Annotated in this window: 20 protein-coding genes; 16 read left to right on the plus strand and 4 right to left on the minus strand. The window is 61.8% G+C overall.

The features are described 5' to 3' along the window. Window positions 1-212: 212 nt before the first annotated feature. Window positions 213-1,202, plus strand: a complete 990-nt coding sequence (locus E6W33_RS04935) for a succinylglutamate desuccinylase (protein WP_136414952.1) — start codon at window positions 213-215, stop codon at window positions 1,200-1,202. 43 nt (window positions 1,203-1,245) lie between these two features. Here the strand turns inward: E6W33_RS04935 and E6W33_RS04940 are convergent, their stop codons facing one another. Genes E6W33_RS04940 through E6W33_RS04950 form a run of 3 tightly spaced genes read right to left on the minus strand, consistent with a single transcriptional unit; the run spans window position 1,246 to window position 5,268 of the window. Further along, window positions 1,246-2,922: an EAL domain-containing response regulator gene (locus E6W33_RS04940; RefSeq protein ID WP_136414954.1), complete on the minus strand. Its 1,677-nt coding sequence runs from the start codon at window positions 2,920-2,922 to the stop codon at window positions 1,246-1,248. A gap of 6 nt (window positions 2,923-2,928) precedes the next feature. Further along, the gene (locus E6W33_RS04945; RefSeq protein ID WP_136414956.1) at window positions 2,929-3,330 is read right to left on the minus strand and encodes a response regulator; all 402 of its coding nucleotides are present in this window, start codon (window positions 3,328-3,330) and stop codon (window positions 2,929-2,931) included. A gap of 9 nt (window positions 3,331-3,339) precedes the next feature. Beyond that, entirely contained in the window at window positions 3,340-5,268 is a 1,929-nt protein-coding gene (locus E6W33_RS04950) for a response regulator (protein ID WP_168798532.1), read from the minus strand. A 402-nt stretch (window positions 5,269-5,670) separates the two neighbouring features. On the opposite strand from E6W33_RS04950, the gene E6W33_RS04955 reads away from it, so the two are divergent. The 10 genes from E6W33_RS04955 (at window position 5,671) to E6W33_RS05000 (ending at window position 17,521) form a co-directional block, all read left to right on the plus strand. Then, window positions 5,671-9,957 carry a hypothetical protein gene (locus E6W33_RS04955; RefSeq protein ID WP_136414960.1) on the plus strand — a complete coding sequence of 1,429 codons (4,287 nt, stop codon included), beginning with the start codon at window positions 5,671-5,673 and terminating at the stop codon, window positions 9,955-9,957. 219 nt (window positions 9,958-10,176) lie between these two features. Beyond that, window positions 10,177-11,295, plus strand: a complete 1,119-nt coding sequence (locus tag E6W33_RS04960) for a tetratricopeptide repeat protein (RefSeq protein WP_136414962.1) — start codon at window positions 10,177-10,179, stop codon at window positions 11,293-11,295. Next, window positions 11,295-12,569: a L,D-transpeptidase family protein gene (locus E6W33_RS04965; RefSeq protein WP_247869526.1), complete on the plus strand. Its 1,275-nt coding sequence runs from the start codon at window positions 11,295-11,297 to the stop codon at window positions 12,567-12,569. The genes E6W33_RS04960 and E6W33_RS04965 overlap by 1 nt, the downstream gene beginning before the upstream one ends. A gap of 330 nt (window positions 12,570-12,899) precedes the next feature. After that, a complete protein-coding gene (locus tag E6W33_RS04970) occupies window positions 12,900-14,102 on the plus strand; it encodes a hypothetical protein (RefSeq protein WP_136414964.1) in 1,203 nt (400 codons plus the stop codon). A gap of 300 nt (window positions 14,103-14,402) precedes the next feature. Then, a complete protein-coding gene (locus tag E6W33_RS04975) occupies window positions 14,403-14,657 on the plus strand; it encodes an AbrB/MazE/SpoVT family DNA-binding domain-containing protein (RefSeq protein ID WP_136414966.1) in 255 nt (84 codons plus the stop codon). Beyond that, the gene (locus E6W33_RS04980; protein WP_136414968.1) at window positions 14,651-14,971 is read left to right on the plus strand and encodes a type II toxin-antitoxin system PemK/MazF family toxin; all 321 of its coding nucleotides are present in this window, start codon (window positions 14,651-14,653) and stop codon (window positions 14,969-14,971) included. Before E6W33_RS04975 ends, E6W33_RS04980 begins: the two co-directional genes overlap by 7 nt. An 18-nt stretch (window positions 14,972-14,989) precedes the next feature. Further along, complete coding sequence (flhD, locus tag E6W33_RS04985; RefSeq protein WP_136414970.1) at window positions 14,990-15,304, plus strand: flagellar transcriptional regulator FlhD; 315 nt, start codon at window positions 14,990-14,992, stop codon at window positions 15,302-15,304. A 107-nt stretch (window positions 15,305-15,411) separates the two neighbouring features. Further along, window positions 15,412-16,458: a hypothetical protein gene (locus tag E6W33_RS04990; RefSeq protein WP_136414973.1), complete on the plus strand. Its 1,047-nt coding sequence runs from the start codon at window positions 15,412-15,414 to the stop codon at window positions 16,456-16,458. Between the two features lie 151 nt (window positions 16,459-16,609). After that, a complete protein-coding gene (locus E6W33_RS04995; RefSeq protein ID WP_136414975.1) occupies window positions 16,610-17,089 on the plus strand; it encodes a chemotaxis protein CheW in 480 nt (159 codons plus the stop codon). 243 nt (window positions 17,090-17,332) lie between these two features. Then, entirely contained in the window at window positions 17,333-17,521 is a 189-nt protein-coding gene (locus E6W33_RS05000; protein WP_136414977.1) for a hypothetical protein, read from the plus strand. Between the two features lie 307 nt (window positions 17,522-17,828). Here the strand turns inward: E6W33_RS05000 and E6W33_RS05010 are convergent, their stop codons facing one another. Beyond that, entirely contained in the window at window positions 17,829-18,029 is a 201-nt protein-coding gene (locus tag E6W33_RS05010; RefSeq protein ID WP_136414979.1) for a DUF2905 domain-containing protein, read from the minus strand. 234 nt (window positions 18,030-18,263) lie between these two features. Here E6W33_RS05010 and E6W33_RS05015 point away from each other — a divergent pair, with 234 nt between their 5' ends. The 5 genes from E6W33_RS05015 to E6W33_RS05035 all read left to right on the plus strand — a co-directional run bounded on the left by E6W33_RS05015 (window position 18,264) and on the right by E6W33_RS05035 (window position 26,118). Continuing rightward, the gene (locus E6W33_RS05015) at window positions 18,264-18,812 is read left to right on the plus strand and encodes a hypothetical protein (protein ID WP_136414981.1); all 549 of its coding nucleotides are present in this window, start codon (window positions 18,264-18,266) and stop codon (window positions 18,810-18,812) included. A gap of 144 nt (window positions 18,813-18,956) precedes the next feature. Then, complete coding sequence (gene styD, locus E6W33_RS05020) at window positions 18,957-20,438, plus strand: phenylacetaldehyde dehydrogenase StyD (protein ID WP_136414983.1); 1,482 nt, start codon at window positions 18,957-18,959, stop codon at window positions 20,436-20,438. An 80-nt stretch (window positions 20,439-20,518) separates the two neighbouring features. Further along, the gene (locus E6W33_RS05025) at window positions 20,519-22,627 is read left to right on the plus strand and encodes a PQQ-dependent dehydrogenase, methanol/ethanol family (RefSeq protein ID WP_136414985.1); all 2,109 of its coding nucleotides are present in this window, start codon (window positions 20,519-20,521) and stop codon (window positions 22,625-22,627) included. A gap of 304 nt (window positions 22,628-22,931) precedes the next feature. Continuing rightward, a complete protein-coding gene (locus E6W33_RS05030) occupies window positions 22,932-23,900 on the plus strand; it encodes a helix-turn-helix domain-containing protein (protein ID WP_136414987.1) in 969 nt (322 codons plus the stop codon). Between the two features lie 94 nt (window positions 23,901-23,994). After that, complete coding sequence (locus E6W33_RS05035; RefSeq protein WP_247869527.1) at window positions 23,995-26,118, plus strand: TonB-dependent receptor; 2,124 nt, start codon at window positions 23,995-23,997, stop codon at window positions 26,116-26,118. The last annotated feature ends 18 nt before the right edge of the window (window positions 26,119-26,136 follow it).

Raw genomic sequence — 26,136 nt, forward strand, 5'->3', positions numbered from 1 at the left:
ACGATACTTCTCGGTCAGCGGAATAAAGGTATTGGCAATGCGTCAATTTTTGGATCCAGGACAAGAAAACGACGCGGCCTGTACACGGCTGTGCACCACGTGCAAAATGTCCTTGTGCACCTTGCGCTTGGAGAGGGGCTGGCAGGCTTGCTTGTCCAGGAACGGAGCGAAATGGCAAGGCAGATGACCCAACAGAGCGGACCCGGATCAATATGAATCCCGACATCTCCGATTCAGTACGCGCAATAGCCGCGGGCGAACTGACGCAGATCGCCGCTTGCTTCGTCGCCTCCGGATATGTCGTAACGCAGCCGGCAAGCGGCATCCTGCTGGTCAACACGCCCGACGCTGCGCCATCGCGTGCACGACTCCTGCTGTCGGTTGGCGTGCACGGCGACGAAACCGCGCCCATCGAAATGCTGGCGCATATTCTTCATGAACTCGCCGCACAGCCGCATTCCCTGCGGGTGAATCTGATGGTGGTGATTGGCAATCTGGCGGCCATCCGACAGAGCAAGCGTTTCATCGACGTCGACATGAACCGCTTGTTCCGCGAGGAGCGCGGCGTGCTGCAATCCGGCGTCGAGGCACAGCGTGCCGACGAGCTGATGCGTGCCGCCAGCACGTTTTTCTCAGATGCGGATGCAGAGAACTGGCATCTTGATCTGCACACCGCGATTCGTCCTTCGCATTACCCGACCTTTGCCGTCATCCTGGCCAACATCGCCGCGCCACGCAGAAATGTGCTGGCGGGCTGGTTGGGGCAAGCCGGCATCGGCGCGCTGATCATCAGTCCGCCCTCTGCCGGAACCTTCAGCGGCTTCACGGCAACTCGTTACGGCGCCGCCAGTGCGACGGTGGAATTGGGGCAGGTGGGTGCGCTGGGCAGCAACGACCTGAGCCGGTTCGGCGCCGCACAGCAGGCGATCGACGGTTTTCTTCGCAGCGGCCACGTGCCGGCAGGTATCGAGCGTCCGCATGTGTTCACCGTGGCGCAGGAGCTGATCAAACGCAGCGATGCGTTTCGCATGGCCTTCGATGCCAGCACGAAGAATTTCACGCCGATGGAGCCGGGTACAGTCATTGCGGAGGATGGCGACACCGTGTATCGCGTCGGGCCTGCCACGGAATATGTGGTGTTTCCCAATCCGGATGTGCGCGTCGGATTGCGTGCGGGTTTGATGGTGGTGCGTCAGGCCTGAATCGGGGGACACGACCCGAACGCGCGATGCAATATCGGCTTGTTCAACTCAGCAAGGCCGGCTTGCCGAAGTGGTATCCCTGTCCGAGCGCGACGCCGAAGCCGTGCAGCATGTCCGCCGTTTCCTGGTCTTCCACCCATTCGGCGATGACGTCCATGCCGAAGACCCGCGAGATTTCAACCATGGCGCGCACGAAGACCTGGTCGTTCGGGCTGTGCGGCAGCTTGGCGATGAAAGAACCGTCGAGCTTGAGGTAGTCGAAGTCCAGTTCCTTGATGTAGTAGAACGAAGAAAACCCGACGCCGAAATCGTCCAGTGCAAAGCGGCAGCCGAGGCTCTTGATGCGGCGCACGAAATGCCGTACTTCTTCGAGGTTGTAGAAGGCCGCGGTTTCCGTCAGCTCGAAGATGATGCGGCTGGGGTCGATGTCCAGGCTCTTGATGCGCGTCTCGATCAGGTGCAGCAGGTCGGGGTCGCCGATCGACTTGCCGGAGAGGTTGATCGCAATCCCGGCATTCGCGGGCACGCGCGCCACGTCCCGCAAGGTGGCCTTGACCACGGCGCGATCCAGTTCCCCGATCAGGCCGAATACTTCGCAGGTCTTGACCAGTTCGCCGGTATTGCACGGCGTGCCGTTGTCATCCATCAGCCGCAACAAGGCTTCGTAATGGCTGATGGTTCCGGTGTCGAGATTGATGATCGGCTGATAGTGCATGGCAATGCGTTGCGTATCACGCAGCGCCGCGCGCACCACCGCGACGGTATTGAGCTGATGTGACAGCTCGCGCTTGTGCACATCGTCCGCTTCACTGTACAAATGGATGCGGTTGCGGCTGCGGTCGCGCGCCAGATGCAGCGCGAAATCGGCGCGGTTGAGCAGGTCTTCCATTTCCATCATGCCGTAGGCACAGGCACCGCCGGCGACCACGGTCAGCGTGAGCACTTCGCCCGCCAGCGGCATCTTGGTGCTCTCGACCGTTTCGGCCACATTGAGAATCCGTTGTTCGACCTGCCCATGCTCAACCGCATTGAAGTGGATGGCAAACATGTCGCCGCCGAAGCGGGCGAGCAGATCCGATGAACGCACCAGGCGCGACAGGATGCGCGCGGAAAGCTGCAGCGCCTTGTTTCCTTCGTTGCGTCCGTAGCTGTGGTTGATATGGTTGAGGCCGACAATCTTCAACAGCAGCAGCGCGCCGGCGGAAGCTCCCTCCGGCATGTCCCGCAGGCGATCTGTCAGGAGCTTTGAAAATCCCGCCTTGTTCATCAAGCCGGTCAGCGTATCGTGGTGCGCCAGCGCCATCTCATTGACGGACGCGCTTTTCTGTTCTTCATACTTCGCGATCGCGTCGGCCACGGTAGCGCGCAGGGTATCGAAGCGCAAGGGTTTGGTCAGGTAGCCGTAGGCGCCGTTGCGCAGCGATGCGACCGCGTGCTCGGCATCGTTGTGGCTGGTGGACATGATGAACAGCGGCGGCTGCGGGCGGCCACGCGTTGCTTCCAGCAGGCCCATGCCGCCGATACCCGGCATCGAAATATCGCACAGCACCAGATCGGCCGGCTGATCTTCCAGCAGGCGCAACGCTTCTTCTCCGCTGGCCGCGGTGATAACCGAGAAGCCCAACTTTTCCAGCATCGACTTTCCTGCCATGCGCTCGACCGGCCCGTCATCGACGACCAGTGCGCTTTTTGCGGGAAGTTTATGAACCGCCGAATCCATTTCTGTTCACCCCTGTTTATGCATTCGTTTCTGCTTCAGGCAGTTTTCGATGGCGTCGACCACCTTGATTGCGTTGAAAGGCTTGACCACGAAGCCGCTCGCGCCCGCCTGCAATGCGTTCTGAACATTCTCCAGGGTGGGAAGCGCACTGATCATGATGACGCCGACATTCGGCAGCTTTTGCCGGATCGTCTGCGTCGCCTGGTGTCCGTCCATGCGCGGCATGGCGATGTCGATGAAGGCAAGATCCGGCTTGTGCATCTCGCACAGTTCAATCGCCTTTTCGCCGTCGCGCGCCTCGCCGAGGACCTGGTGGCCATGCTCGCGCAGCAGCATGCGCAGCACGTGGCAGGTGGTGGCGTCGTCATCGGCGATGATGATGTTCAGACCCTTGGTTCGTTTGCGCATAGTCCTCCGTCAGGAAAGCATCGAGAGCAGTTTGTCGCTGATGCGCCGATATTCGGCTTCGATGGCCTTCATGCGTCTTTCAAAATCGATCCTTGCACCGCTCTTCATGAGCATCTCCAGATCCCTGCACAATGCCGACAGGCCGGAAGCGCCGATCGATGCGCTGCTGCCGCCGAGCGCGTGCGCTGTCTTCGCCAATAGTACATGGTCGCCGCGTGCATGGGCCTGGCGCAGCATCGCCAGGCGCGGCGGCGCGTCGTGCTGGTATAGCGCGGCAAGCTCGCGGAAATCGGCGCCGAACGCATCGCGCACATACTCGAGTTCATCGGTGCAGGGCGCAAGCATCGGCTCCACCCCCGTCCCTGCATGAACCGGCAGCCAGCGTCCCAGCGTTTCCTGCAAAAGCTGCGGTCGAATCGGTTTGGAAATAAAGTCGTCCATATCGGACGCCAGGCATTTGTCGCGCTCGTCCTGGGTCGTGCACGCGGTCAGCGCCACAATTGGCGTGCGACGGCCGTTGCCCTGCAATAAGCGAATCGTCTGCGTGGCTTCAAAGCCGTCCATCACGGGCATGTCGCAATCCATCAAGATCAGGTCGTAGCCGCCTTCGCGATGCATGTCGACCGCCCGCTGTCCGTTGTCCGCAAGGTCGGCCTTGCAGCCGAGGTTTTCAAGCATGCGCAGCGCGACTTGCTGATTCACCGGATTGTCCTCGGCGATCAGGATGCGGCGGCCGGCAAGGGGGAGTCGCGCACCGTTGCCTTCAGGCGTTGTAGTCGTGCCGCTGGCGCGGACGCTGACGAACGGTAGCTTGCCCTCCCTGATTGCCTCGCACAAGCGCAGCAGTGCGGCCGCATCGCGCAGCAACTCCGGTTTGACGAACAAGGCTGAAAATCCGGACTGCGTCACGCTGGCCTGATCCGGCTGCGCCTGCTCGTCCAGGAGTACCAGCGTGACATGCTGGTATGCCGCATCGGCCTTGATCGCCGCGCCCAGCAGTTCGCCGTCCATGCCTTCTATCCAGCGGTCGAGCATGACGAGCTGAAAAGGGTCTTGCGTTGCCTTTGCCTCGGCCAGGGTGTTCAATGCCTCCACGGCGGAACCGCTGGTCTGCACGCGCATACCCTGTGCGGCCAACATCGCGGCGAATGCCTCGCGCTGCGGAGATGCTTCCGATACGAGCAGCGCTCGCATGTCGGCTGCGGGATTTGGCGCAAGCGGCAATGAAAGGGAGAGGCGCAGGGTCGTGCCCTGTTGCGGGAGGCTGTTGATGCCTATCCGTCCGCCCATCAGCTTGGCCAGTTGCACGCACAGTGCCAGTTCAAGGGCGGCGGTGCTGCGCGGCGGGGGCGCCGGTTCCGTTTCCTGGTTCAAGATCGCGACAAGACGTTCGCCGACGTCGAATAGTCCTGGGGCGTGGATATGGATGCGCAAATCGCACGCGTTGTTCCCGCACTCGGCCTGCGTGGTAACGGTGATATCGGCCTGCTCCGAGAGGCGGATTGCACCATCGACCAGCATCGAGACCAGTTGCCGCAGCCGCGCAGGATCGCCTTCCACCAGCACCGACGGCGGCTCGTCGAGATGCAACTGGACACCTTTGGTGCGTGCGGCTGCGATCTTGTGCAAGCATGCTCCGTGGATTTCCGGGCGCAGGTCGAATCGCGTCCGCGCCAGCGCGAAACGCTTCGCTTCCAGGAGCGACATGTCGACGACGCGTTCTATCAGGTCGAGCAGCGTATCGAGCTTGCTTTGAACGATCGTCGCATATTCCCGCTGGGAGTCGGACAGATTCGTGTCGCGCAGCATGGTCAACATGCCGGCGATGCTGTTCATCGAGTTGCGGAGGTTGTGATTGATGTCGGCAAACTGGCGGCTCAATGCCGACGTGCCGGAGTCGTCCAGGATTTCTACCGCCTGATCTGCAGGCTCTGTCATCTTCGTGTTTATATCGGGCATGGCTGATGCTGGCGGTCGGCGGTACGGCTAGGAACGGCGCAGCAATTTCATAACGAAATTAGCAATGAATCATAACGAGGTTCCAGCTACTGTAGTGCTTTTTGAAACGATTTGTCTCGTGTTCACATCAAGTGTTTTTGTCAGCAGGCGGTGTCTTCAGCGAGATGTTGTTGAAACGACAATCTTGATGACGCGCGCAATCCCTTTTGGACGAGATTGTGGATGCAATATATGCAATACATATTCACGAACTGGCTCGGATTTCCCCCTTTATTCGCATGCCCGATTCGCGATCGCGCCTCTGATAATGCATGTTAAGAAATTCCGGCCAGCGGCGCGAACAAGAGAATGCCGGAATCGCTCATCCAGCGGGAGTCCAAGATGGAAACGAATCAGGCGATGCGAAACAACCTCAATGTGCAGGACAAGCCCTTCGACGACGAAGACGTCGATCGAAGCGCTGGGGTGCAGCCGGCCGCGACCAATCCGCGCACCGGCGGGGTCGATCTGAAAGCGATCCGCGAGGCCATCGCCCGCGTCGAAGCCGAAGCGAAAGCAACCGTCGCCGCCGAAAATCGCGCCCACGCCGAAGCGCGCGCGCGGGCACTCGCCGAAGACAAGGCCAAGATGGAAGCGGCCGCCGCCGCCGAGGCCTATCAAAACGCCCGGGCAGCCGAAGAAGCGATCGAAGCAGGCCGCGCGCGACTGGATGCGGAACGCCAGGCCCGCGAAGCCAGCGAGGCCCGCGCCGCCGCCGTCAAGAAGGAGATCGAAGCACTGCGCGCACGTGCCCAGGCCGAAGCCGAGGCCAAGCGCATGGCGGAAGAACGCGTCCGCGCCGAGCAGGAAGCCCGCAAGCGCGCAACCGAACAGATCGTGAAGGAAACCGAGCTGGCCGCGCGCGCCACTGCCGCCGCCGAGGAGCTGGCCCAGGAAACCGAACTGGCGCGCTGGCAAGCCGCCCAGCGCGTTGCCGCCGCCGAAGCCGCGAAACAGGAGGCGGAAGCCCGTGCCCGTGCCGATGCGCGCATGGTCGAGCTGGCCCGCGAACAGGAACGTCGCGAGCGCGAAGCACGCATGGCCTCCGAGATGCTCGCCAAGGCGCGTGCCGAGGCGATGGAAGTGGCACGCGAACGCGAGCGTGCCGAAGAGATGGCACTGCACGCGGCCTTGAGCCGCGCTCCGGTCGAAGTCCGTGCACGCGAGGAAGCCCGCGCACGCGCGCTGGCCGAGCAGGAAAGCGAAGCCTCCGCGCAAGCCCGGGCCGACCTCGAACGCAAGGCCGCCGATGCCTACCAGTTGCGCCTGCAGGCCGACGCCGAGCTGCGCGACGCCGCCGTCCGCCGCGAACATGCCGAGTCACTGGCCGCCGCGGCCGCCCAGGCGCGCCGCGAAGCGGAAGAGCGTATTCGCATTGCGACCGAAGCGCGCATCCGCACCGAGCGCGAACTGCAAACCCTGGCGCTGACCCGCGTCGAAGCCGAGCACAAGGCCGACATGCAGGCCCGCGCACGCGCCGCCGCGGAAGCGCGCGCCGTGTGCGAGGCGCGCGAGCGTGCCGAAGCCGAACAACAAGTCGCCGAAGCGATGCAAAGCCGCGCGGAAGAAGAGCAGCGCGCCAGGCAGCTCGTCGAGAAGCGTATCGAATTTGAACGCGCCGCCGCCAAGATGGCCGCCGACCAGGCCGCTGCGGAACAGCAGGCCTATGAGCGTGCCGCCGAACATGCGGAACTGCAACGCCAGACCGCCGAATTCGCCGCCGCCAAGGCGCGTGAAGCGGTGGAACTGGCGCGCGCCGAGCGCGAGCGCGCGGAGGCCGAACAGAAAGCCGTCGTGGCCTTGCAGGAAAAGCTGCGTGCCGAAGAAGCCGCCATGGCGCAAGCCGTGGCGCGTGCCGACGCTGAGCGCCAGCACACCGGTTTGTTGCGCATGCAGGAACAGGCGGAGCAGACAGCCCGCGCAGCCAAGGAAGAAGAATGCGAAGCTGCCAAGACCGCGCTCGCCAAGGCGATGGAGCGCGCCGATGCGCAACGCGAGGCTGCCAATGCCGCTGTCCTGAAAGCGCATGAGGCGGTCGAACTTGCACGCCTGGAACGCCAGCGCGCAAAAGATGAACAGCAGGCCCTCGAGACCTTGCAGCAGAAAGTGCAGGTCGAGCGGCAGCGTGCGGAGGCAGCGCAGAAGGTACTGAAAGCCACCCAGGAAAAGCTCGCCGCGGAACAGGCCGCGCTGGCCGAGGCCGAAGCGCGTGCCAAGGCCGAACTCGAACTGGCCGAATCCCTGCGCGCAAAGGAGGAATCCGACCGCGCCTTGCGTGCCGCGCATGAAGCCGAATCCACCGCCGCACGGCATACCGCCGAGCAAACCAATGCCGCTGTCGAACTGCAGCGCAAGGCCGCCCAGCTTGCCCTGCTGAAGGCACGCGAAGCCACCGAAGCCGCGCGTGCCGAACGCGAGCGTGCCGAGGCCGAACAGAAAGCGCTGCAAGCCGAGCAAGCCCGGCGCCAGGCCGACGAAGCGGCGCGCGTCGAAGCGGAAGCGCGCATGCACGCCGAGCAGGAGCAGGCCGAATTGCTGCGCGCAAGGGAGCGCGAAGAACTGGAAGCGCGCTCGGCAATTGAAGCCCGGCTGGCTGCGGAAAAGGAGCATTTGGAGCAGGCCGCCCGCAAGGCCGAACTGGAACGCGAAGCCGCCGAGGCGGCCGAAGCCAGCGCGCGCGAAGCCGTCGAACTGGCCCGCACGCAGGAAGAGCGCGCCGCCGCCGAGAAGCAGGCGCTGGAATCCATGCAGAAGAAGCGCGCCGCAGAGGAAGCGGTACGCAACTATGCTGCCGCCCGCGCCCGCGCCGAGACGGAACACGCGGAAACGATGCGCGCCCGCGAACAGGCTGAGCAGGCCGCGCGTGACGCCATCCAGGCCCGGTTGGCGGCGGAAAAGCAGCAGCTGGAACAGGCAGCGCAACAAGTCGCCCTGGAGCGCAAGGCCGCCGAAGCGGCGGAAGCGAAAGCGCGCGAAGCCGGCGAGCTGGCTCGTATCGAACAGGAGCGCGCCGCCGCCGAACAGCGCGCGCTGGACGCCCTCCGCGACAAGCTCGCTGCCGAACAGGCTGCAAAAGCCGATGCCGAAGCACGCGCACTCGCCGAGCATGAGCAGGCCGAAACGATCCGCGCAACCGCGCAGGCCGAGCGCAAGGCGCGTGAATCGGTTGAAACCCAGCTTGCCGCCGAAAAGCAGCGCATGCAGAAGGCGGCAGAGCGTGCCGAACTGGAACGCCAGGCCGCCTACGTCGCGCTGAGAAAGGTACGCGAAGCGATCGATCTGGCCAAGGCGGAGAAGGACCGTGTCGCCGCCGAGCGCGAGGCACTCGAAGCCATCCAGGCAAAGCTTGCCGCCGAAACGCAACTGCGCAATGAAGCGCAGGCACGCGCCAAGGCGGAAACGGAGCAGGCCAAAGCGATGAAGGCGCGCGAGCAGGCTGAGCGCGCAGCGCGTGAAGCGAGCGAAAGCGCTTGCGTCGCAGAGCAGGAGCTGCTGGCGAAGGCCGCCGAGAAGGCCGAATCACAGCGCAAGACTGCCGAACTGGCAATCGCGAAGGCGCGCGAAGCGATCGACCTCGCCACCGAAGAACGCCGCCGTGCCGCCGCCGAGCAGAAATCGCTGGAAGCGGTGCAGGAAAAACTGCGTATCGAGCGCGAGCGCGCCGACACTGAACAGAAGACGCTGGCCGCGATCGAAGAAAAATTGTCGGCGGAAAAGAATGCTGCAGACGATGCGCAAGCACGGCTTCGCATCGAGCAAGAGCAGGTGCAGATCACCCGCGCGCGCGAGCAGGCCGAACGCACAGTGCGGCTTGCGAACGAAAGCCGGCTTGCGGTCGAAAAGCAATTCCTGGAAAAGGCGCGCGAGCAAGTCGAGTCGCAGCGCCTCGCCGCGGAAACTGCCGAAGCCAAGGCGCGCGAAGCCATCGAACTGGCACGTGTCGAGAGCGCCCGTGCCAAGGCCGAACAGCAGGCGCTGGCAGCGATTCAGGAAAAGCTGAAAGCAGAAGACATCGCACGTATCGAAGCCGAGCAGCGCGCCAGGGCGGAACGCGAAGCGGCCGACCTGGCCAGCAAGCGCATGGAAGCGGAAATCGAGGCGCATGCCGCCGAAGAAGCACGGGTGGCCGCCGAGCGTCGCGCATTGCAGGCTGCGCGCAGGCAGAAGGAATATGCGGCAACGAGCACGGAGCAGGCTGAGACGCTGCGTGCCAGAATCGAACGCGAACAGGACGAGGCGCAGGCGATCGCCGCCGACCTGATCGAACGCATGGCGCAGAAGAGCGAAGCGCTCGGCGACTGGCGCGTCCGCGCCGAGAGCGTGCTGGCCGAATCGCCGGTGCCGGCAGTCAAGGCCCGCGCGGTCCGACGGCCGCTGGTCGCCGTACTGGGCGGCGCCGCCTTCGCCGCAGGTGTGGCGGTTGCCAGCACCTGGACCCTGCAGACTACCCCGGCAAGTACGGGATTCGCGCACAAGGCGGTCCCGGCCGTCGCAGCCTCCGTCAGCCAGTCCGGCCCGATCGGCCTTGCCAACCCCTCAAAATTGCAAATGTCCTATCAACTCAGCGCACAGCCGGAAACAGCCCCAGCCGTCGAGAGCACAGCGCAGGCCGACGCAGTGAAGGAATAGGCGAGGGCAGCCAGCGTTGTTTTTTCCTCTGCCGGTACTTGCACGATTGGTATGCCGCCGCTTCCGAAATAGCGTATTTAAGGCAGGAAGTATAGAATGCACTGGTTTAAAAATCGGCGCGGGCGGCTTGTCAACAGCGCTGCATTCCGGCTACCGTACGATTTCCATGCGCTTTCCGTGCGCTTTCTGTTTGCTGCAAAATAACACCAACCAAGACTCATGACTTTCTTCTCGCGCCGCATGATCAGTATTCGTTTGCGCCCTGTACTGAATAACACCATTGCATTGTCCGGTCTGGTGGCAGCCTTGTTTGCCGGTCCCGCGTTTGCGGACGATTACACCGACGTCAACAAGCTCATGCGCGGCGGTCAATATGCGGAAGCACTGACGAAAGCGGATGCCTTCCTGAACAAGAATCCGCGCGATGCGCAGATGCGCTTCCTCAAGGGCGTGATTCTCACCGAACAGAACAAGTCGGCCGAAGCCATCACGGTCTTCACCAAGCTGACCGAGGACTATCCGGGATTGCCTGAACCGTACAACAATCTCGCCGTGCTGTACGCGGCCGCCGGTCAGTACGAGAAGGCGCGCCTCGCACTTGATGCTGCCATCCGCACCAACCCGAGCTACGCGACCGCCTATGAAAACCTGGGCGATGTGCATGCCAAGCTCGCAAGCCAGGCCTATGACAAGGCCTTGCAGCTCGATTCCGGCAATTCCGCTGCGAAGTCCAAGCTGACGCTGGTACGTTCGCTGGTGGGCAACATGAACGGCGGCTCCAAGGTGGCCGCCACTGCACCTGCGCCGGCTCCGGTAACTGCGGCGCCTGCACCGGCACCCAAGGCTCCGACCCCGGCAGTGCCGGCACCGGCCGCGCCGCCGGTCGCTGCTGCACCCGTCCCGGTCAAACCGGCACCGATTGCAAAAAATGAAGCCCCCAAGCCCGAACACAAAGTGGAGCCCAAGGCCGAGCCGAAACCAATGGCGAATGCCAATGTCGAACGGGACGACGTGTTGAAGGTCGTGCATGGCTGGGCCAAGGCCTGGAGCTCGCAAGACGTGAAGTCGTATCTGGGCTATTACGGCAGCGATTTCCATACGCCGAACGGCCAGTCCCGCAAGGCATGGGAAGACGACCGGCGCGCACGCATCGTCGGCAAGAGCAACATCAGCGTCAAGGTCGAATCCCCGCAAGTCAGCATCAATGGCAATACGGCAACGGTGAAATTCCGCCAGGTCTATGTGTCGGACCGTCTGACCGCAAACACCCGCAAGACCCTCGTGCTGGCCAACAAGGGCGGCAAGTGGCAGATCAAACAGGAGAATACGGGTAGCTGATGTTGCGTTTCCAATCTACCAGGCGCCAGGCAACGGCCGGCACCGCCAGACAAGTCCTGTCCTGGTTGCTGGCTGCCAGCCTCATGACGGCGCCTTTCGCCGCGAACGCGAAGGCGCACGCCAAAAAGCCGGCGCCCGCGCCCGCGCGGGCAGTTGCCGCGCCCGTGGCGGACAAGCCCGATCCTGAAGTATTGCTGGTCGAAGTGTATAAAGAGCTGGGGGCCAACCGTTTGCGGCAGGCACTGGCCAAGGCCGACAAACTGGTCGAGGACTATCCGAATTTTCGTCTCGGCCATCTGATTCGCGGCGACCTCCTCCTGATGCAGACGCAGCCGGTCACCACCTTCGGCGCGGTGAATGGTCCGGAGGACAAGCTCAAGAACTTGCGCCAGGAAGCGATCGTGCGCCTGAAGTGGCTGCGCGAACGTCCGGATCCGAGCTTGCTGCCGCGCCTCGTGCTGCAATTGCGCGAGGACCAGAAGCATGTGATCCTGGTCGATGCCAAGCGCTCGCGCTTGTACGTGTATGCCAATGACGCCGGGCGCCTGAAATTCGTCAGCGACTATTACGTCAGCCAGGGCAAGCTCGGCGTCAACAAGCTCAAGGCCGGCGACCAGAAAACGCCTATCGGCATCTACTACATCACCAGCCATCTCTCGGGCGAGCGTCTGCCCGACTTTTACGGCTCCGGCGCATTGCCGATCAATTATCCGAACGAATGGGACAAGGTCAACGGCCGCAGCGGATCGGGTATCTGGCTGCACGGCACGCCTCCCGACAGTTACAGCCGTCCGCCGCTGTCCTCCGACGGTTGCGTCGTGCTGACCAACCCGGACCTGCACAAGCTCGCCGGCTCGGTCGAGATCGGCAAGACGCCGGTGGTGATCAGCGAAAGCGTGGACTTCGTCAGCAAGACCAAGTGGGAAAGCGATCGCCACCTTGCGACGCACCTGGTGGACGACTGGCGGCGCGACATGGAGAGCATGAATCCGCAGCGCGTGATGGAAAATTATTCCCGCCAGTTCCGTTCTGATCGCGGCGAGGACCTGAGTACCTGGTTTGCAAAGCATCAGCAATTCATGAGCGGCGTGAAGGATGTCTCGATCGAGCTGAAAGACTCGACTTTCTTCTTCTATCCTGGCCGCGACAACATGATTGTCAGCACCTTCACCCAGGAGTCGAGAGTAGGGAAGGGCAAGACATCGATTCGCAAGCGCCAGTACTGGGCGAAGGAAGGTTCGCAGTGGAAAATCGTGTACGAGCTGAACCTCTGAGACGACACGAATAACGCGCGCAATGCGCATAATGATCAAGGAACGGCTGCCTGATGGAAAGGCGGCCGTTTTCTTTTTGCGGTCCGCTTTTCGTTCTCGCGGGAATCTCTGCCGATGATGTTGCGATGATATTGATCAAGCTAGGTGCTCCTTTTCGCTCGGAAGCACCGAAAGGACCGGGCGGCATATTTTCCTGTTGAACTAAGTTTTGCCAAGAATGGTCATTCAAAGGCATGTGCATCGGATAACACGCAGGTCGCCATGCGATGCCAGAATTGCGGGGCGGAAAATACTGGGTTTGCACGGATTTGCGCCTCTTGCAGCAAGCCAATGCCCTTTCCGGGTGGCTACCAGAAGTTCAGTCAAACCGGCCATGCCCAGTTCGAAGGCAAGGGCATCGGCGGCGCGTCGTCTTTGCTTGAATACGGAGTACGGCTGCGCGCTCATCGATTCAGGAGGACATGCCATTTGACCGCTGCCAAGCAACGTACCCCACCTGCAGAGCCGAAACGCGAGGATCTGCACCGTAATAGCGCCGCGGCAACCGCTCCCCGCGGCGAGCGATCACGCACTCCACAGGAGTCCTCCGCGGATTCGACTACCCGGCAACGAACCGAACCGCACTGGAACGACACTGCAGCCGCGCGCGCTGCCGCCTTCGCGCATCAGGAGCCGCCCTGGCAGACCGCCTTTCAGGAGGGGAGGCCCAAACCTCGCCGCATCTCGCGTCTCATGCTGATGTCGGGGATTTTCGTCATTGGTGCGGCCGTCGGCCTGGGCGTCGCCGTCTGGTTCAGTAAAACCGGCGCACGTCAGACTCCTGTCCATGCGTCCCAGCCGCTGCCTGCGGTTCAGGCGCCATCGCAAGCGGGAGTGCAGGGCGCGCGTGCTCCGGTTCGCGGCATCAGTCCGGATGAACTTCCCTACGACGGTGCACCACCGCCGCAGCAAGCCGAGCAAGCGCCCGCAGCCCCGCCAGTCCCGACGCTGAAGTCTGGTGAGCACGACGATGTCGTCAACTCTGGCAGGGGAGCGACGACCTCCAGGAGCAAGCAAGGCGATTCCGATGCGCTCAGCGCAGCACCTCCGAAGCGCGCCAGGAAACCGGAGATTTCCGAGGCGGGCCAGGCTGCATTGGAAAGCACTGCACCCAAGCCGCGCGCAAAGCCGGTCGAGAGGAAGACAGCCAAGGCGCCGTCGAAGCGTCATGTACCGCAGCAGGCCGCCGCGAAGGACAAGGAGATCGAGCGTATCCGGCAGCAGGCGGAAGAAGAGTTAAAAAAAAAGACTAGCGCCGGGCGAGTCGTAGGAGAAGCGCGCCTGTCCAAACGCAAGCGCACCGGCCAGGCTTATGGCGGGCCGACGATGTCCGCCTCGTCGCAATCTCGCTACGCCGTCACGCGCGCCACGCTCGCGCGCTGCGAACGCATTCAGGGCCTCATCGATCGCGAGAAGTGCAAGTGGCGCCTCTGCGCCGGCAAGTGGGGCAAGAACGGTTGCCCATCCTACGAGCCGCACATTCCCGCTTATTGATCGTTTCCCTTCCCGCACGCGACTCCCCATCTTTTCGCTTCGCTGCGCACCTCTTCAAAGCGCCAGTTTCCCTTCCCGTAACTTCAAGTATTTTTTGAAGTTTACTTAAAGTGTTACTTCATTAGTTGCGCCTGGTGAATTCTCGTTTTTCCGGTTTACCAATGACATCTCATCCTGTTTTTCATTATGGTTAAAACAAAGTAATAACATAAAAATTTTTGTACCAACATTGTTTTAATAAAAATTTGCTATGCGGTAATTTTGTTGTACTATGTTAGAACATTGGTTCGAGGAACTTCTATGAAGACTGCAATCCGCAAGATGGGCAATTCGCAAGGGGTGTTGATTCCCAAGCCATTCTTGATGCAGACCGGTCTTGATATCGGCGAGGTCGAGATTGAGGTGGAGAACGAAGCAATCGTGATCCGCAAGCCGAGGAAGAAATCCCGCGAAGGATGGGCGGAGGCATGTCGTTTGCTTGCGGACAAGTCGACAGAACTTCCAATCGCCTGGCCTCTGATTATCAACGAAGCGGATAGTGGATTCACATGGTAAAGCGGGCCGACGTATGGCTGGCCGATTTTGAAAAACCGATCGGCAGCATGACTCAGAAGCGATGGCCTTGCGTCGTCGTCTCGCCTGAGGAAATGGACGAGTACCTGTCCACGCTCATCATGGCGCCGATGTGCACGCACGAACTGCCCGCACCGTTTCGTATTCCCGTCACGTTCATGCAGAAAGAGGGACTGATCCTGCTGGATCAGATCTGCACCCTCGAGAAGTCGCGCTTGGTAAAGAAGCTGGGGGTCATCAGCGAAGAAACGATGGCCAAGACTCTGGAAGTACTACAAGAAGTTTTCGCTTATTAAACATAAGGACCGTACTCAATGGCTAACGATTATTTGTCAGAAATTCGCGATGTCAATCTGAGCTACCTGATGATTGCCCAGCAAATGATTCGCCACGATCGCGCAGAGGCCATATTCCGCCTCGGCATCAGCGGCGAGATTGCCGATCTGCTGGCCAGCATGAGTAACGGTCAAGTCCTGAAAATGGCCAGCTGCAACGTGATGCTCTCGCGTTTCCGCTTCAACGACACGGCGATCCTGTCGACGCTGCTGCGCGACAAGGCCGGCACCGCCAGTGCGCCGGTGCATGCATCGATCATCATGGCGTCGCAGGCGCCCGAAACCATCCTCTGACGGCGCATCGACGCCGCCAGCCCTTGCGATCATGTGCGCCTGTTCCGGACTGCCGCTTGCTTTGCGAACGCGTGTCGCATGCATCGCCGCGCTAGGAGCGGCATAGCATGCAAGCGCTCGACGTGCTCAATGTGCTCGACAGTCCCCTGCGGTGGGAGACCGAACGGCAAAATCGCATTCATCAGGAAGCCCTCGAGCAAAAGAAGAAACAGCCGCGCACCGTCGATGCGCGCAAAGATCTGCGCCTGATCGCCAATCCCGCGCAAGACAAGAACACCAGCGCGGCCGTCACCCTCCCGCAGGAATGGGTCGACAAGGTCCGCAACATTCCCGATATGCGCTCCGCGCTGATTCCGCTCGACGAGCAGACTGAAGGCAGCGAGTGGAGCAAGCCGTTTTCCCTTTGCAAGGCGGACATGGAGCCGTGGCTATCCTTTTACCAGGGTTACCGCGAGTCGCGCCTGTTCCTTGAGAATGCTTCCGCCGACCAGCAGGATGCCTCGCAGCTCGATTTTCCGGTGCGCGCGCTGCTGGAATTGAAGCAAGCCGGCGCGAACATCATCCTGCAGCCGCCAGTTCAGATCAACGGATTGGTCGAATACCACGATCTCGAGGGCGAATTGAACGCGTGTCGCGATCAGGTACTCGCCAAGGCACTCTTCAAGGTGGCCAACGAAGTCCATCAAAACCATCTCAGGAAAGCGGTCGAACGCGGCCGCGCAATGGGCAACCTGCTGCATGATGCCCTGATGGGCGACGGCCACGCGAATCTGATCCGGGCCTGGGAAAAGGTCTACAAGCGCAAGCCGACGATCGACGAGCTGCACCAGATGCTGACCACCGGACGCGTCAGACTCTCGGAAAAGCGGCAATCGGCGCCGGAACCCAAGGCCATCCGGAGTCAGGAGAGGATGGCTCCAAGCCGCAGGGAAGCAGCGCCTGATCCCGAGGATGATGCGATCGTCGTCAACGTGGCGCGCACGCGGCCAAATCCAACCGCGTTGCCGCCGGAAGAACGCGAGAAGACCGCCGCTCCGGCCCAATCCCAGTCTCAGTCCCAGCCCACGCCCGGAAAAACGCGCGCAATCCTCGTCCATGTCTTGCAGGCGACGGTTTGCTGCGCAGCACTTGCCGCACTGGTCTTCCTGACCTGATCTTCCCGAAAGCAGGAAGCGACTCCCGTCCTCGGGAACCGGCAGGAGGCTTGGTGTCCGACCTCATGCGAAGCTCCGCGACTCTGGCAGAGTGCCAAAAGGCTTCGATGGCATAAAACTTGCGACATGGCAAGTTTTACACAGGCCAATCATGAATACTTCCGAAGTCCACAATGCTTCCTCCATGGAAGTCATCGCTTTCACCCTGGGAAGCGAAGAGTATGGCATCGACATTCAACGGGTGCAGGAGCTGCGCGGTTACGACGCGGTCACCCGCCTCGCCGACTCGCCGGATTACATCAAGGGCGTCGTCAATCTGCGCGGCTTGATCGTGCCGATTGTGGACATGCGCATCAAGTTCAATCTCGGCACGCCTACCTATGACCAGTTCACAGTCGTGATCATTCTCAATATCGCCGGCAAGGTGATCGGCATGGTCGTCGACAGCGTCTCCGATGTCATTACCCTGGCCGGGGAAGAAATCAAGCCGGCGCCGGACCTGGGCTCCACGCTCAATACCGATTACCTGATCGGCCTCGGCACGCGCGACGAGCGCATGCTCATCCTGGTCGATATCGACAAGCTCATGTCCGGAAGCGAGATCGGATTGATCCAGCGCCTTGCCGCATAAGACAGTGTCGATTGGCGCGGCGGCTTGTCGTCGGCATGACGGTCTTCGTCCCGGAAGAAGCGCTCAAGAGTGGCAAGCCGGATGCTGACGGCAGGCAAGCACGCCTTGCGGAGGCGCGGGGATGAACCTCGCAGCGCGAAAAAGGTCTTCAGGAAAGCTGGCTGCGGCAACGGAAAATGTGTCCGAAGACCTTCGCGAGCCCTCCTGTTTCTGAAATGAGTTCTACGCCAAAGGAGAATTTCGATGGCAACTCATCAAGCTGAAGACAAATGCGCGCTTCCACGCTGCACCTGTTCCGTACCCGTCGGACAACTGTATTGCAGCGAAGAATGCCGGCGCGAACACGCGAACCAGGACGAGCAGGGCGAGCAGTGCCCCTGCGGTCATGCGGAATGCTCGTCGAACGGGCCAAGCGGCGGCGTGACCTTGTAGATCCGCGATCTCGCGGCGGTCGAGGGCTCGATCCCGAAAGCCAGGGAAGAGGCGATCAACATCATTCTCGAAGTTCGGGTGGCGATTTCGCCTTGGGTCTTTCGCTTTGCACCCAAAAAGAATGTCGCCATGAATGCGGCACAGATTGGATGTGCGGTGCTGCTCCTTGCAATTTGGGCGATGGTGCGCGATCAGGACTTCCAACGCTGGCGGCATGGCGGACACACCGCGACGTAAACACGCTACTGCTGCAAAACAAATCGATCCCCTTGGGACATGCATCCAAGGGGATTTTTTGTATGAATGATCAGCGGCGGAAAATCCAGAGCAGAAGCGACAGCAGTAGCGACACAAGAATGCTGGTCATCACCGGGAAATGGAAGCTGAAACCTTCACGCACGATATGTATATCCCCAGGCAAGCGGCCAAGCGGAAGCCTGGACAGCCACGGCCAGAACAGGCCGGCAAGCACGAGCAGGGTACCGGTAATCAGGAGAAAACGCTGCATGTGAAGGATTGCCGCAAGGATGATCGACACTGCATTGGACGCCGGGTATCCTTCGCAATTCCCGACCAGGAAGCCAGCAAGTTGTGAGCTTTCCGTGTGCCTTGATGCGAGTCAATGAAATATTTTTTGGAAAGAAATACCTTCTCCTCATTAGCAGACGCAAAGAACAGGAGCGCGTCCGATTCCACCGCGTGACACTTAAATAAATCACGCAACATCTTCATCACGTCTGCAATGAAAATTTCTGTAAAACTTGCCGCGGCCGCACTGGCGCTTGCTGCGCATACGGCTTGGGCCGGCAATCTCGCGCTGTTCGGATTGGAACTTGGGGTTGCCACTCTTGACGACGTGCAAAAAGAAATCGGCGCAAAAACGCGCCTGGTTCCGGCAGGAACCAACCGGTATACGCGCGGCCCGATGCTGTCCGGCCCGGGCAAGGGAATCAATGTCGAAGGACTGAGCGAAATCGTCTTCATCTTCGACACGGCCCGAAAACTGAACGCCGTCGTCATGTACTTTCCGAACGGCGAGGGCAGCCGTGACGGACGAATCGCCACCTTTCGCAAGGCCATGAACGGACTGGCCGCCAAATACACGCTGGTTGAAAAGAGCATCGCGTCGGGCGGTGACGCCTACGCGCGCTTCAAGCATGGCAATGCAGTCATCGAGCTTGATGCGCCGCGCTATGACTTCGACATGACGCTGCGCTACATCACCGGTGATCTGCAGGACGCGTTTATCAGGCAAACCGGCAGTACGCCGCCTGCGAAGGGGGCCGGTTAGCCCTTGCCGGTTTGCGCGCGGTGCAGACTGTCTGAAACGTCTTGCACGATTTGACAAGCCCGCTGCACGGGCCTTCAAGCTTCGGGGCGATCCCCGGTGTTACGTTGTGTGCTTCGCATAACAACCAACACCAGGAGACGCTCCATGACCAATCTCGCAGACATCCGCCAATCCATCCGTTCGAAGATGCTCATCAACGGAGAATGGTGCGGCGCCCAATCCGGCAAGACATTTGCCGTTTTTGATCCGGCAAGCGGCGAAGAGATCGCGCAGGTGCCCGAATCGGACGCCGGCGACATTGACAGGGCGGTGCGCGCCGCACGCGCGGCCTTCGAGTCATCCGCCTGGCGCGACATGCTGCCGGCGCAGCGCGAGCGCCTGCTGCTGAAACTGGCCGACCTGGTTGAAGCCAACAGCCTGGAACTGGCGCAACTGGAGACCTTGAACAACGGCAAGCTGCTCGGCGTGTCGCAAGCCATCGACATCAGCGCCAGCGTGCAGTGGCTGCGCTACATGGCCGGATGGACCACCAAGATCGAAGGCAGCACGCTGGATCTGTCGATCGGATTTACGCCGGGCGTCAAGTACAACGCATCCACGCGCCGCGTTCCGGTCGGCGTGGTCGGCGCCATCGTGCCGTGGAACTTCCCCATGCTGATGGCGATCTGGAAAATCGCTCCGGCGCTGGCCTGCGGTTGCACGGTGGTCCTCAAGCCCGCCGAGGAAACGCCGCTTACCGCCTTGCGTCTGGCGGAACTGGCGCAGGAAGCCGGCTTCCCGCCGGGTGTGCTGAACGTGGTGACCGGCGACGGTCCGGTGGCAGGCGCGGCGCTTGTCAATCATCCCGGCATCGACAAGGTGACTTTTACCGGTTCCACCGAAGTCGGTCGCATCATCGGCCAGCAATGCGGCCAGGCCATCCGCCGCGCTTCGCTCGAGCTTGGCGGCAAGAGCCCGGTGCTGGTCCTGGAAGACTGCGATCCGGAACTCGCCGTGCAGGGCGCTGCCGCCGCGATTTTCCTCAACCAGGGGCAGGTCTGCACCGCCGGTTCGCGCCTGTATGTGCACAAGAAGAACTACGACCGCGTGGTCTCCGGCCTGGCTTCCGTGGCGGAAAACACCGTGCTCGGATCCGGCTTCGATCCCGCCACGCAAATGGGCCCGCTGGTATCGGCGCGTCAGCGTGAGCGCGTGATGGGCTACATCGAAAGTGGCCGCACCGAAGGCGCGGAAATCGTCAGCGGCGGCGTCGCACCGAATCGTCCGGGCTACTTCGTCAAGCCGACGGTCGTCTCGAACACCGCCTGCAAGCCGCTGACCGTGGTGCGCGAAGAGATTTTCGGGCCGGTCGTGGTCGCCATGCCTTTCGACGATATCGATAGCGTGCTGAGGGAAGCCAACAACAGCCAGTACGGCCTGGGCGCCAGCATCTGGACCAACAACCTGAGCGCGGCCAACAAGCTGATCGACCGCATCGATGCCGGCACGGTCTGGGTCAATACGCACAACGTAGTCGATCCCAGCATGCCCTTCGGCGGCTTCAAGAGCTCGGGCGTCGGCCGCGAACACGGACGCGCCGCGCTGGATGCCTATACCGAAATCAAGTCGGTCTGCATCGCCTACTGATTGATTCAGCGCCGGCAAGAGCGCTCACGTCCCGGTCGCTCGGCCGGGACGACGATTTTCCATAAGAAGAGGAGGAGTGAATGAACAAGAAAGCAGTGGTCGCCATGGCATTTGCCGCAGCGGCTTTCATCGCGCCGCAGTGGGCTGCCGCCAAGGCCGGGCCGGCCAACGTCGACGCCGCACGCATTGCGGCCTCGCAGAAAGATGGCGCCAACTGGCTCAGCCACGGCCGCACCTATGCGGAGCAGCGCTACAGCCCGCTGGCAAAAATCAATGATCACAATGTCGATCGGCTCGGGCTGGCGTGGTTCGCCGATCTCGACAATGACCGTGGCCTGGAAGCGACGCCCATCGTGGTCGATGGCGTGCTGTATGCGACACTCGCCTGGAGTCGGGTGTTCGCGGCGGATGCAGCGACCGGCAAGAAACTGTGGGAATTCGATCCCGGCGTCGAGAAATCGAAGGGGCGGCACGCATGCTGCGACGTCGTCAATCGCGGCGTCGCGGTTTGGAAAGGCAAGGTCTATGTCGGCACCATCGACGGACGCCTGATCGCGCTAGACGCATCCAGCGGCAAACAGATCTGGTCCGCCCAGACCACCGACAACACACTGGCTTACACGATCACCGGCGCACCGCGTGTCGTCAACGGCAAGGTCATCATCGGCAATGGCGGCGCGGAACTCGGCGTGCGCGGCTACTTCTCGGCCTATGATGCGAACAGCGGCAAGATGGCCTGGCGTTTTTATGTGGTGCCGGGCGACCCCTCCAAGCCGCAAGAATCGCCCGAACTGGAAAAGGCGCTGAAGACCTGGAACGGTGAGTGGTGGAAATATGGTGGCGGCGGAACCGCGTGGAATGCCATGGCCTACGACCCGCAGCTCAATCTGCTGTATGTCGGCACCGGAAATGGTTCGCCATGGAACCGGCAGATCCGCAGTCCGGAAGGCGGCGACAACCTCTACCTGTCGTCCATCGTCGCCGTCAATGCCGATACCGGGCGCATGGTCTGGCACTACCAGACGACGCCGGGCGATTCATGGGACTTCACCGCGACCCAGGACATCATCCTCGCGGACATGGAGATCAACGGCAAGAAGCGCAAGGTGCTGATGCAGGCGCCGAAGAACGGCTTCTTCTACGTGCTTGACCGCCAGACCGGCGAGCTGCTGTCGGCCGAAAAATTCGGCAAGGTGACCTGGGCCGAGCGCGTCGATCTCAAGACCGGCCGTCCCGTCGAGACGCCGGGTGCGCGTTACGAAAAGGACCCATCGGTGCAATGGCCAGGACCGTTCGGTGCGCACAACTGGCAGCCGATGTCCTTCAGCCCGAAAACCGGCCTCGCTTATATCCCCTACCATGAGCTGCCCTTCGTGTATTCCAACGGGGCGAAGGATTTTCACTATCGTCCCGGCGCCTGGAACCTCGGTTCCGGTGAGGAAAACTTCACCGCCTTCCCGCGCGAAGTCGCCAGCGGTGCACTGGTCGCGTGGGATCCGGTCAAGCAGAAGGCCGCATGGACCGCGCCGTATGCCTTCCACTGGAACGGTGGCACGATGGCGACCGGCGGCAACCTGGTGTTCCAGGGCACGGCTGATGGCCGCTTCGTCGCCTATTCCGCCGATGCCGGCAAGAAGCTGTGGGAATTCGCGGCGCAGACCGGCGTGATGGCGGGTCCGGTCACGTACTCGGTCGGCGGCAAGCAGTACGTCGCTGTCATGGCCGGGTGGGGTGGCGCAGCAGGCCTGATCGGCGGCGAAGCTACCCTTGCGCCCGGCGTGCGCAACATCAGCCGCTTGCTGGTCTTTGCACTTGACGGCAAGGAAGCGCTGCCGCCGATTCCGGTCAAGAAGGTCGTCTATACGCGCATACCGCAACCGGTGCAGGCATCGCCCGAGACGATCGCACACGGCAGCAGGATCTTCCACACGACCTGCGCCATGTGTCATGGGGTCGGTGCGGTGAGCGGCGGAATCATTCCCGACCTGCGCTTCTCCTCCGATGCCACGCGCAATGCCTTCGACGAGATTGTGCTCAAGGGCGCGTTGCACGCACGCGGCATGGCGTCGTTTGGCGACATCCTGACCGGCGCCGACCTGGCGGATGTCAAGGCATACATCATGGACAAGGAATATGCCGACTACATGAAGAGCAAGGAACAGCGCGACAAGCAGAACGCGCAACGCTGATTTTTCCTTTTTTCCCCAGCGGCATCGATGTTCTTTTGGCGTCGATGCCGTTTTTTTTATTCCGATTATTGATCCACGGAAATGCTGTTTCTCATACTTTCGTTTGTTAAAACGTAGACAATCGGCGTCAGACAATTATGGTAATCTGCACAGACAAAAAGCTGTACCGAATAACATCCGCAGGAGACAACGGCAGGCTCGCGTCGCGGTCGCTTCATTGAAAGCGGCATCGACGAACCGCCGTCGCACGCGCAGTGCGATCCACTCGTTGCATGAGCCGCCGTACCACATTGGAGATAGCGCCATGGCATCGCTGTTTGCGCCGCAAGTCGACCGGCTTCATGAGTCGCATGTGCATTCCCTCGATCAGTTGACGGAGATGGTGCATACCAGCTTCTACGAACTGGACTGCCGCTACACTACGCCGGACCGTTGTCACACACGCGCACTGGCGGCGAAATTCAAGGACAGCCTGGTATCCATGGTGGACACCACGCCCGCGATGTTCCGCCGCACCGATGGCGCATCGTCGCGTTCCGATGCCGGCACCTTCAAGATCATGTGGCAGATCACCGGGCAAAGCTGCATCCAGCAGGGCGGTCGCGAGGCCATGCTGGTTCCCGGCACCTGGGCCGTGTACGACAGCACCCGGCCGTACAGCGTCAACGTGCTCGATGAGGACAGCCGCTTTGTCGTGCTCTTCTTGCCGCAGAACGAAGCCTATGCCTGGGGACCGGCGATTCCGCGCCTGCTCGGCACCGCGCTCTCGGGCAAGGGAACGGCGGAAGTGGCGCTGTCGGCCATCGGGCGCTTGCTCGACGATCAGGTCACGCTCGACAGCGCGGGGCAGATGGTGGTGCAGGATTCGGTGGTCGCCCTGATGGCTGCGGCCATGCGGCAGACCGGCAATTGCGACACATCGGCGCAGTCGCGCGTCATGAACCCGCACAAGCTTGAGCAGATCCGCGAGTTCATCCTCGAACACATTTCTGAACCTGACCTGTCGGCCGAAAGAATCGCGCAGGCCTTCTCGATGTCGCGCCGTTCACTCTACTACCTGTTCGACCGGATGGGCGAGACGCCGCACGCCTATATCCTCGGGATGCGCCTGGAGGCCGCACGCAAGAGCCTCGGCGATCCGCGCGAGGCGGACAAGACGATTACGCAGCTCGCGTACGAATTCGGTTTCTCCGATGCCGCGCATCTGAGCCGCGCATTTCACGAACGCTTCGGCGTCAGCCCCAGCGGCTGGCGCGCGCATCGACGCATGTGACACGCGTTGCGCTTGCACGCAAGTTCAATTCCCTGCATGAATCTGCAAGCACGGCTTGCCGGCCTGCTGTTACCTTTCCCCAGGCAAATACGTCATGACGCAGAGGCGCTTGACGTCGATGAACAAGAAAAGGATTGCGTCATTCATGCTCGACCACTTCAAACCCGCGTCTTCCGCACTGGCAGGAATCGTGATTGCCGGCACCTGCATTACCGCGTCCGCCCAGGAACGCTCGCTCGCGCCGGTGAGCGTCACCGCCAATCGCGTTCAGCAACGCCTGTTCGACACGCCCGCCGCGGACGGGCTTGAGCTCGACTGGCGCGAGGGCGCCGCGCCAGCAGTAAGCATGACGGAAGCCTTGACGGCCGTGCCCGGCATTGCCGTGCGCGACCGACAAAACCTCGCGCAGGACGTTCAACTCTCGATCCGCGGCTTCGGCAGCCGGGCGACCTTCGGCTTGCGCGGCAGTCGCTTGCTGGTCGACGGCATTCCGGCATCGACGCCGGACGGGCAGGGGCAGGCATCGACGGTCAGCATGATCGCCGCGCAGCGCGTCGAGGTGCTGCGCGGGCCATGGGCGCAGATGTATGGCAATGTCGGCGGCGGCGTGATGCTGGTGGAAACCCGCCCGGCACCGGATGCGGCGGAGGCCGATATACGGTTTGCGGCAGGTAGTCGCGGGTTTCGGCAGGCGATGCTGAGCGGTGGCGCGCCGCTCGGCTCCGGACTCGGCATGCGCGCGGATGTGTCCGGATTCGACACCGATGGCGCGCGCGAGCATTCGGCCGCGCGGCGTCGCTATCTTGATCTGCGCATGGACTGGAAAGCGGATGCAAAAACCTCGCTGCGATTCGGCATCAACGGTTTTTCGCAACCGCTCGCGGAGGATCCGCTGGGACTGGCGCAGGCAGAGTACCAGCGCAATCCGCGCGGCGTGACTCCCGTGGCCGAGCAATTCAACACCCGCAAGACGGTGGATCAGTACCAGATGGGCGTGGCTGGCGAGCACCGCCTCGGCGCAATCGACCGGCTTTCGTTCAGCAGCTACGCCGGACAGCGCAAGCTGCGCCAGTTCCTTGCGTTCAGCGGCGCCGCTCTCACCAGTTCCGGCGGCGTGGTCGATCTGGAGCGCCAGTATTACGGCGCATCGGCCGCATGGCATCACGATTTCCGTACCAGCGACAAGGTGCCTGTGCGCTGGAGCGTCGGCAGCGAAATCGAGGCCACGCGCGACAAGCGCCTCGGTTTCGTCAATGCCAACGGCAGCGCGGGCGATGTGCGCCGCGACGAAGACAATGACGCCACCGCGTACGGGCTGTACGCGCAGGCGGATGCCTACGTGCATCCGGAAGTGCTGCTGTCGGCGGGTGCGCGCTACAGCCGCGTCGACATGCGCGTCGATGATCGCTACATCACATCCGTCAGCCCGGACGACAGTGGCAGCATTTCCTACAGCCGTTTCAGTCCTGTGGTCGGCGTGCTCTGGCATGCGACGGAATCACTCAATACCTTCGCCAACGTCGGTTACGGATTCGAGACACCCACGCTGAGTGAACTGGCCTATCGCCAAAGTGGCAGCGGCTTCAATTTCGCGCTGCAACCGGCGCGCAGCCTTCATGCTGAAACCGGCCTGAAGTGGATGCGCAATGGGACATCGCTGCAGGCCACGCTGTTCCGCAGTACCACGGATGGCGAGATCGTGCCCTTGGCCAACCAGGGCGGGCGGACCATCTTCCGCAATGTCGATGGCGTCGAGCGCTATGGCCTGGAATTGGGCGGCAAGCTGCGTTGGCGGCAAATCGATTGGACGCTCGCCTATACCTGGCTGCAGGCGCGATTCACGGAAGGTTTTCAAAGTGCTGATGGCAGGACGGTCAATGCGGGGAACCGCTTGCCCGGTACCGCGCGTCACACAATCCAGCTTGAAGCTGCGTGGAAGCCAAGCGAGACCTTGCGCTTCGGCGCGGAATTGCATGCGGAGAGCCGCATTCAGGCGGATGATCTGAACACCGAGGCAGCGCCCGGGTACTTCACGCTCGGCCTCAATGCAGAGCGCGCGTTTCAGGTGGGGTCGCACCGCGCCTCGGCCTTCGTGCGGTTCGACAATCTGCTGGACCGCAACTACATTGGGTCAGTCATCGTGAATGAATCGAATCGCCGCTTCTATGAACCGGCCGCAGGGCGTGCTGTCCTCGTCGGCATGCGCATTTCCTTGTGAGACACGCTGCCGGAAATT

Origin of the sequence: Herbaspirillum sp. ST 5-3, assembly GCF_004804275.1 — a bacterium.
Lineage (GTDB): Bacteria > Pseudomonadota > Gammaproteobacteria > Burkholderiales > Burkholderiaceae_D > Noviherbaspirillum.

Bases quoted from the DNA above. Each gene is read 5' to 3' on its own strand.
- E6W33_RS05025 (WP_136414985.1), top strand. From the start codon at position 20,519: ATGAACAAGAAAGCAGTGGTCGCCATGGCATTTGCCGCAGCGGCTTTC.
- E6W33_RS05035 (WP_247869527.1), top strand. From the start codon at position 23,995: ATGACGCAGAGGCGCTTGACGTCGATGAACAAGAAAAGGATTGCGTCA.
- E6W33_RS04945 (WP_136414956.1), bottom strand. From the start codon at position 3,330: ATGCGCAAACGAACCAAGGGTCTGAACATCATCATCGCCGATGACGAC.
- E6W33_RS04995 (WP_136414975.1), top strand. From the start codon at position 16,610: ATGAATACTTCCGAAGTCCACAATGCTTCCTCCATGGAAGTCATCGCT.
- E6W33_RS04950 (WP_168798532.1), bottom strand. From the start codon at position 5,268: ATGACAGAGCCTGCAGATCAGGCGGTAGAAATCCTGGACGACTCCGGC.
- E6W33_RS05015 (WP_136414981.1), top strand. From the start codon at position 18,264: ATGAAAATTTCTGTAAAACTTGCCGCGGCCGCACTGGCGCTTGCTGCG.
- E6W33_RS04975 (WP_136414966.1), top strand. From the start codon at position 14,403: ATGAAGACTGCAATCCGCAAGATGGGCAATTCGCAAGGGGTGTTGATT.
- E6W33_RS05000 (WP_136414977.1), top strand. From the start codon at position 17,333: ATGGCAACTCATCAAGCTGAAGACAAATGCGCGCTTCCACGCTGCACC.
- E6W33_RS04955 (WP_136414960.1), top strand. From the start codon at position 5,671: ATGGAAACGAATCAGGCGATGCGAAACAACCTCAATGTGCAGGACAAG.
- E6W33_RS04965 (WP_247869526.1), top strand. From the start codon at position 11,295: ATGTTGCGTTTCCAATCTACCAGGCGCCAGGCAACGGCCGGCACCGCC.
- E6W33_RS05030 (WP_136414987.1), top strand. From the start codon at position 22,932: ATGGCATCGCTGTTTGCGCCGCAAGTCGACCGGCTTCATGAGTCGCAT.
- E6W33_RS04990 (WP_136414973.1), top strand. From the start codon at position 15,412: ATGCAAGCGCTCGACGTGCTCAATGTGCTCGACAGTCCCCTGCGGTGG.
- E6W33_RS04935 (WP_136414952.1), top strand. From the start codon at position 213: ATGAATCCCGACATCTCCGATTCAGTACGCGCAATAGCCGCGGGCGAA.
- E6W33_RS04960 (WP_136414962.1), top strand. From the start codon at position 10,177: ATGACTTTCTTCTCGCGCCGCATGATCAGTATTCGTTTGCGCCCTGTA.
- E6W33_RS04970 (WP_136414964.1), top strand. From the start codon at position 12,900: ATGCCCTTTCCGGGTGGCTACCAGAAGTTCAGTCAAACCGGCCATGCC.
- E6W33_RS05010 (WP_136414979.1), bottom strand. From the start codon at position 18,029: ATGCAGCGTTTTCTCCTGATTACCGGTACCCTGCTCGTGCTTGCCGGC.
- flhD (WP_136414970.1), top strand. From the start codon at position 14,990: ATGGCTAACGATTATTTGTCAGAAATTCGCGATGTCAATCTGAGCTAC.
- styD (WP_136414983.1), top strand. From the start codon at position 18,957: ATGACCAATCTCGCAGACATCCGCCAATCCATCCGTTCGAAGATGCTC.
- E6W33_RS04980 (WP_136414968.1), top strand. From the start codon at position 14,651: ATGGTAAAGCGGGCCGACGTATGGCTGGCCGATTTTGAAAAACCGATC.
- E6W33_RS04940 (WP_136414954.1), bottom strand. From the start codon at position 2,922: ATGGATTCGGCGGTTCATAAACTTCCCGCAAAAAGCGCACTGGTCGTC.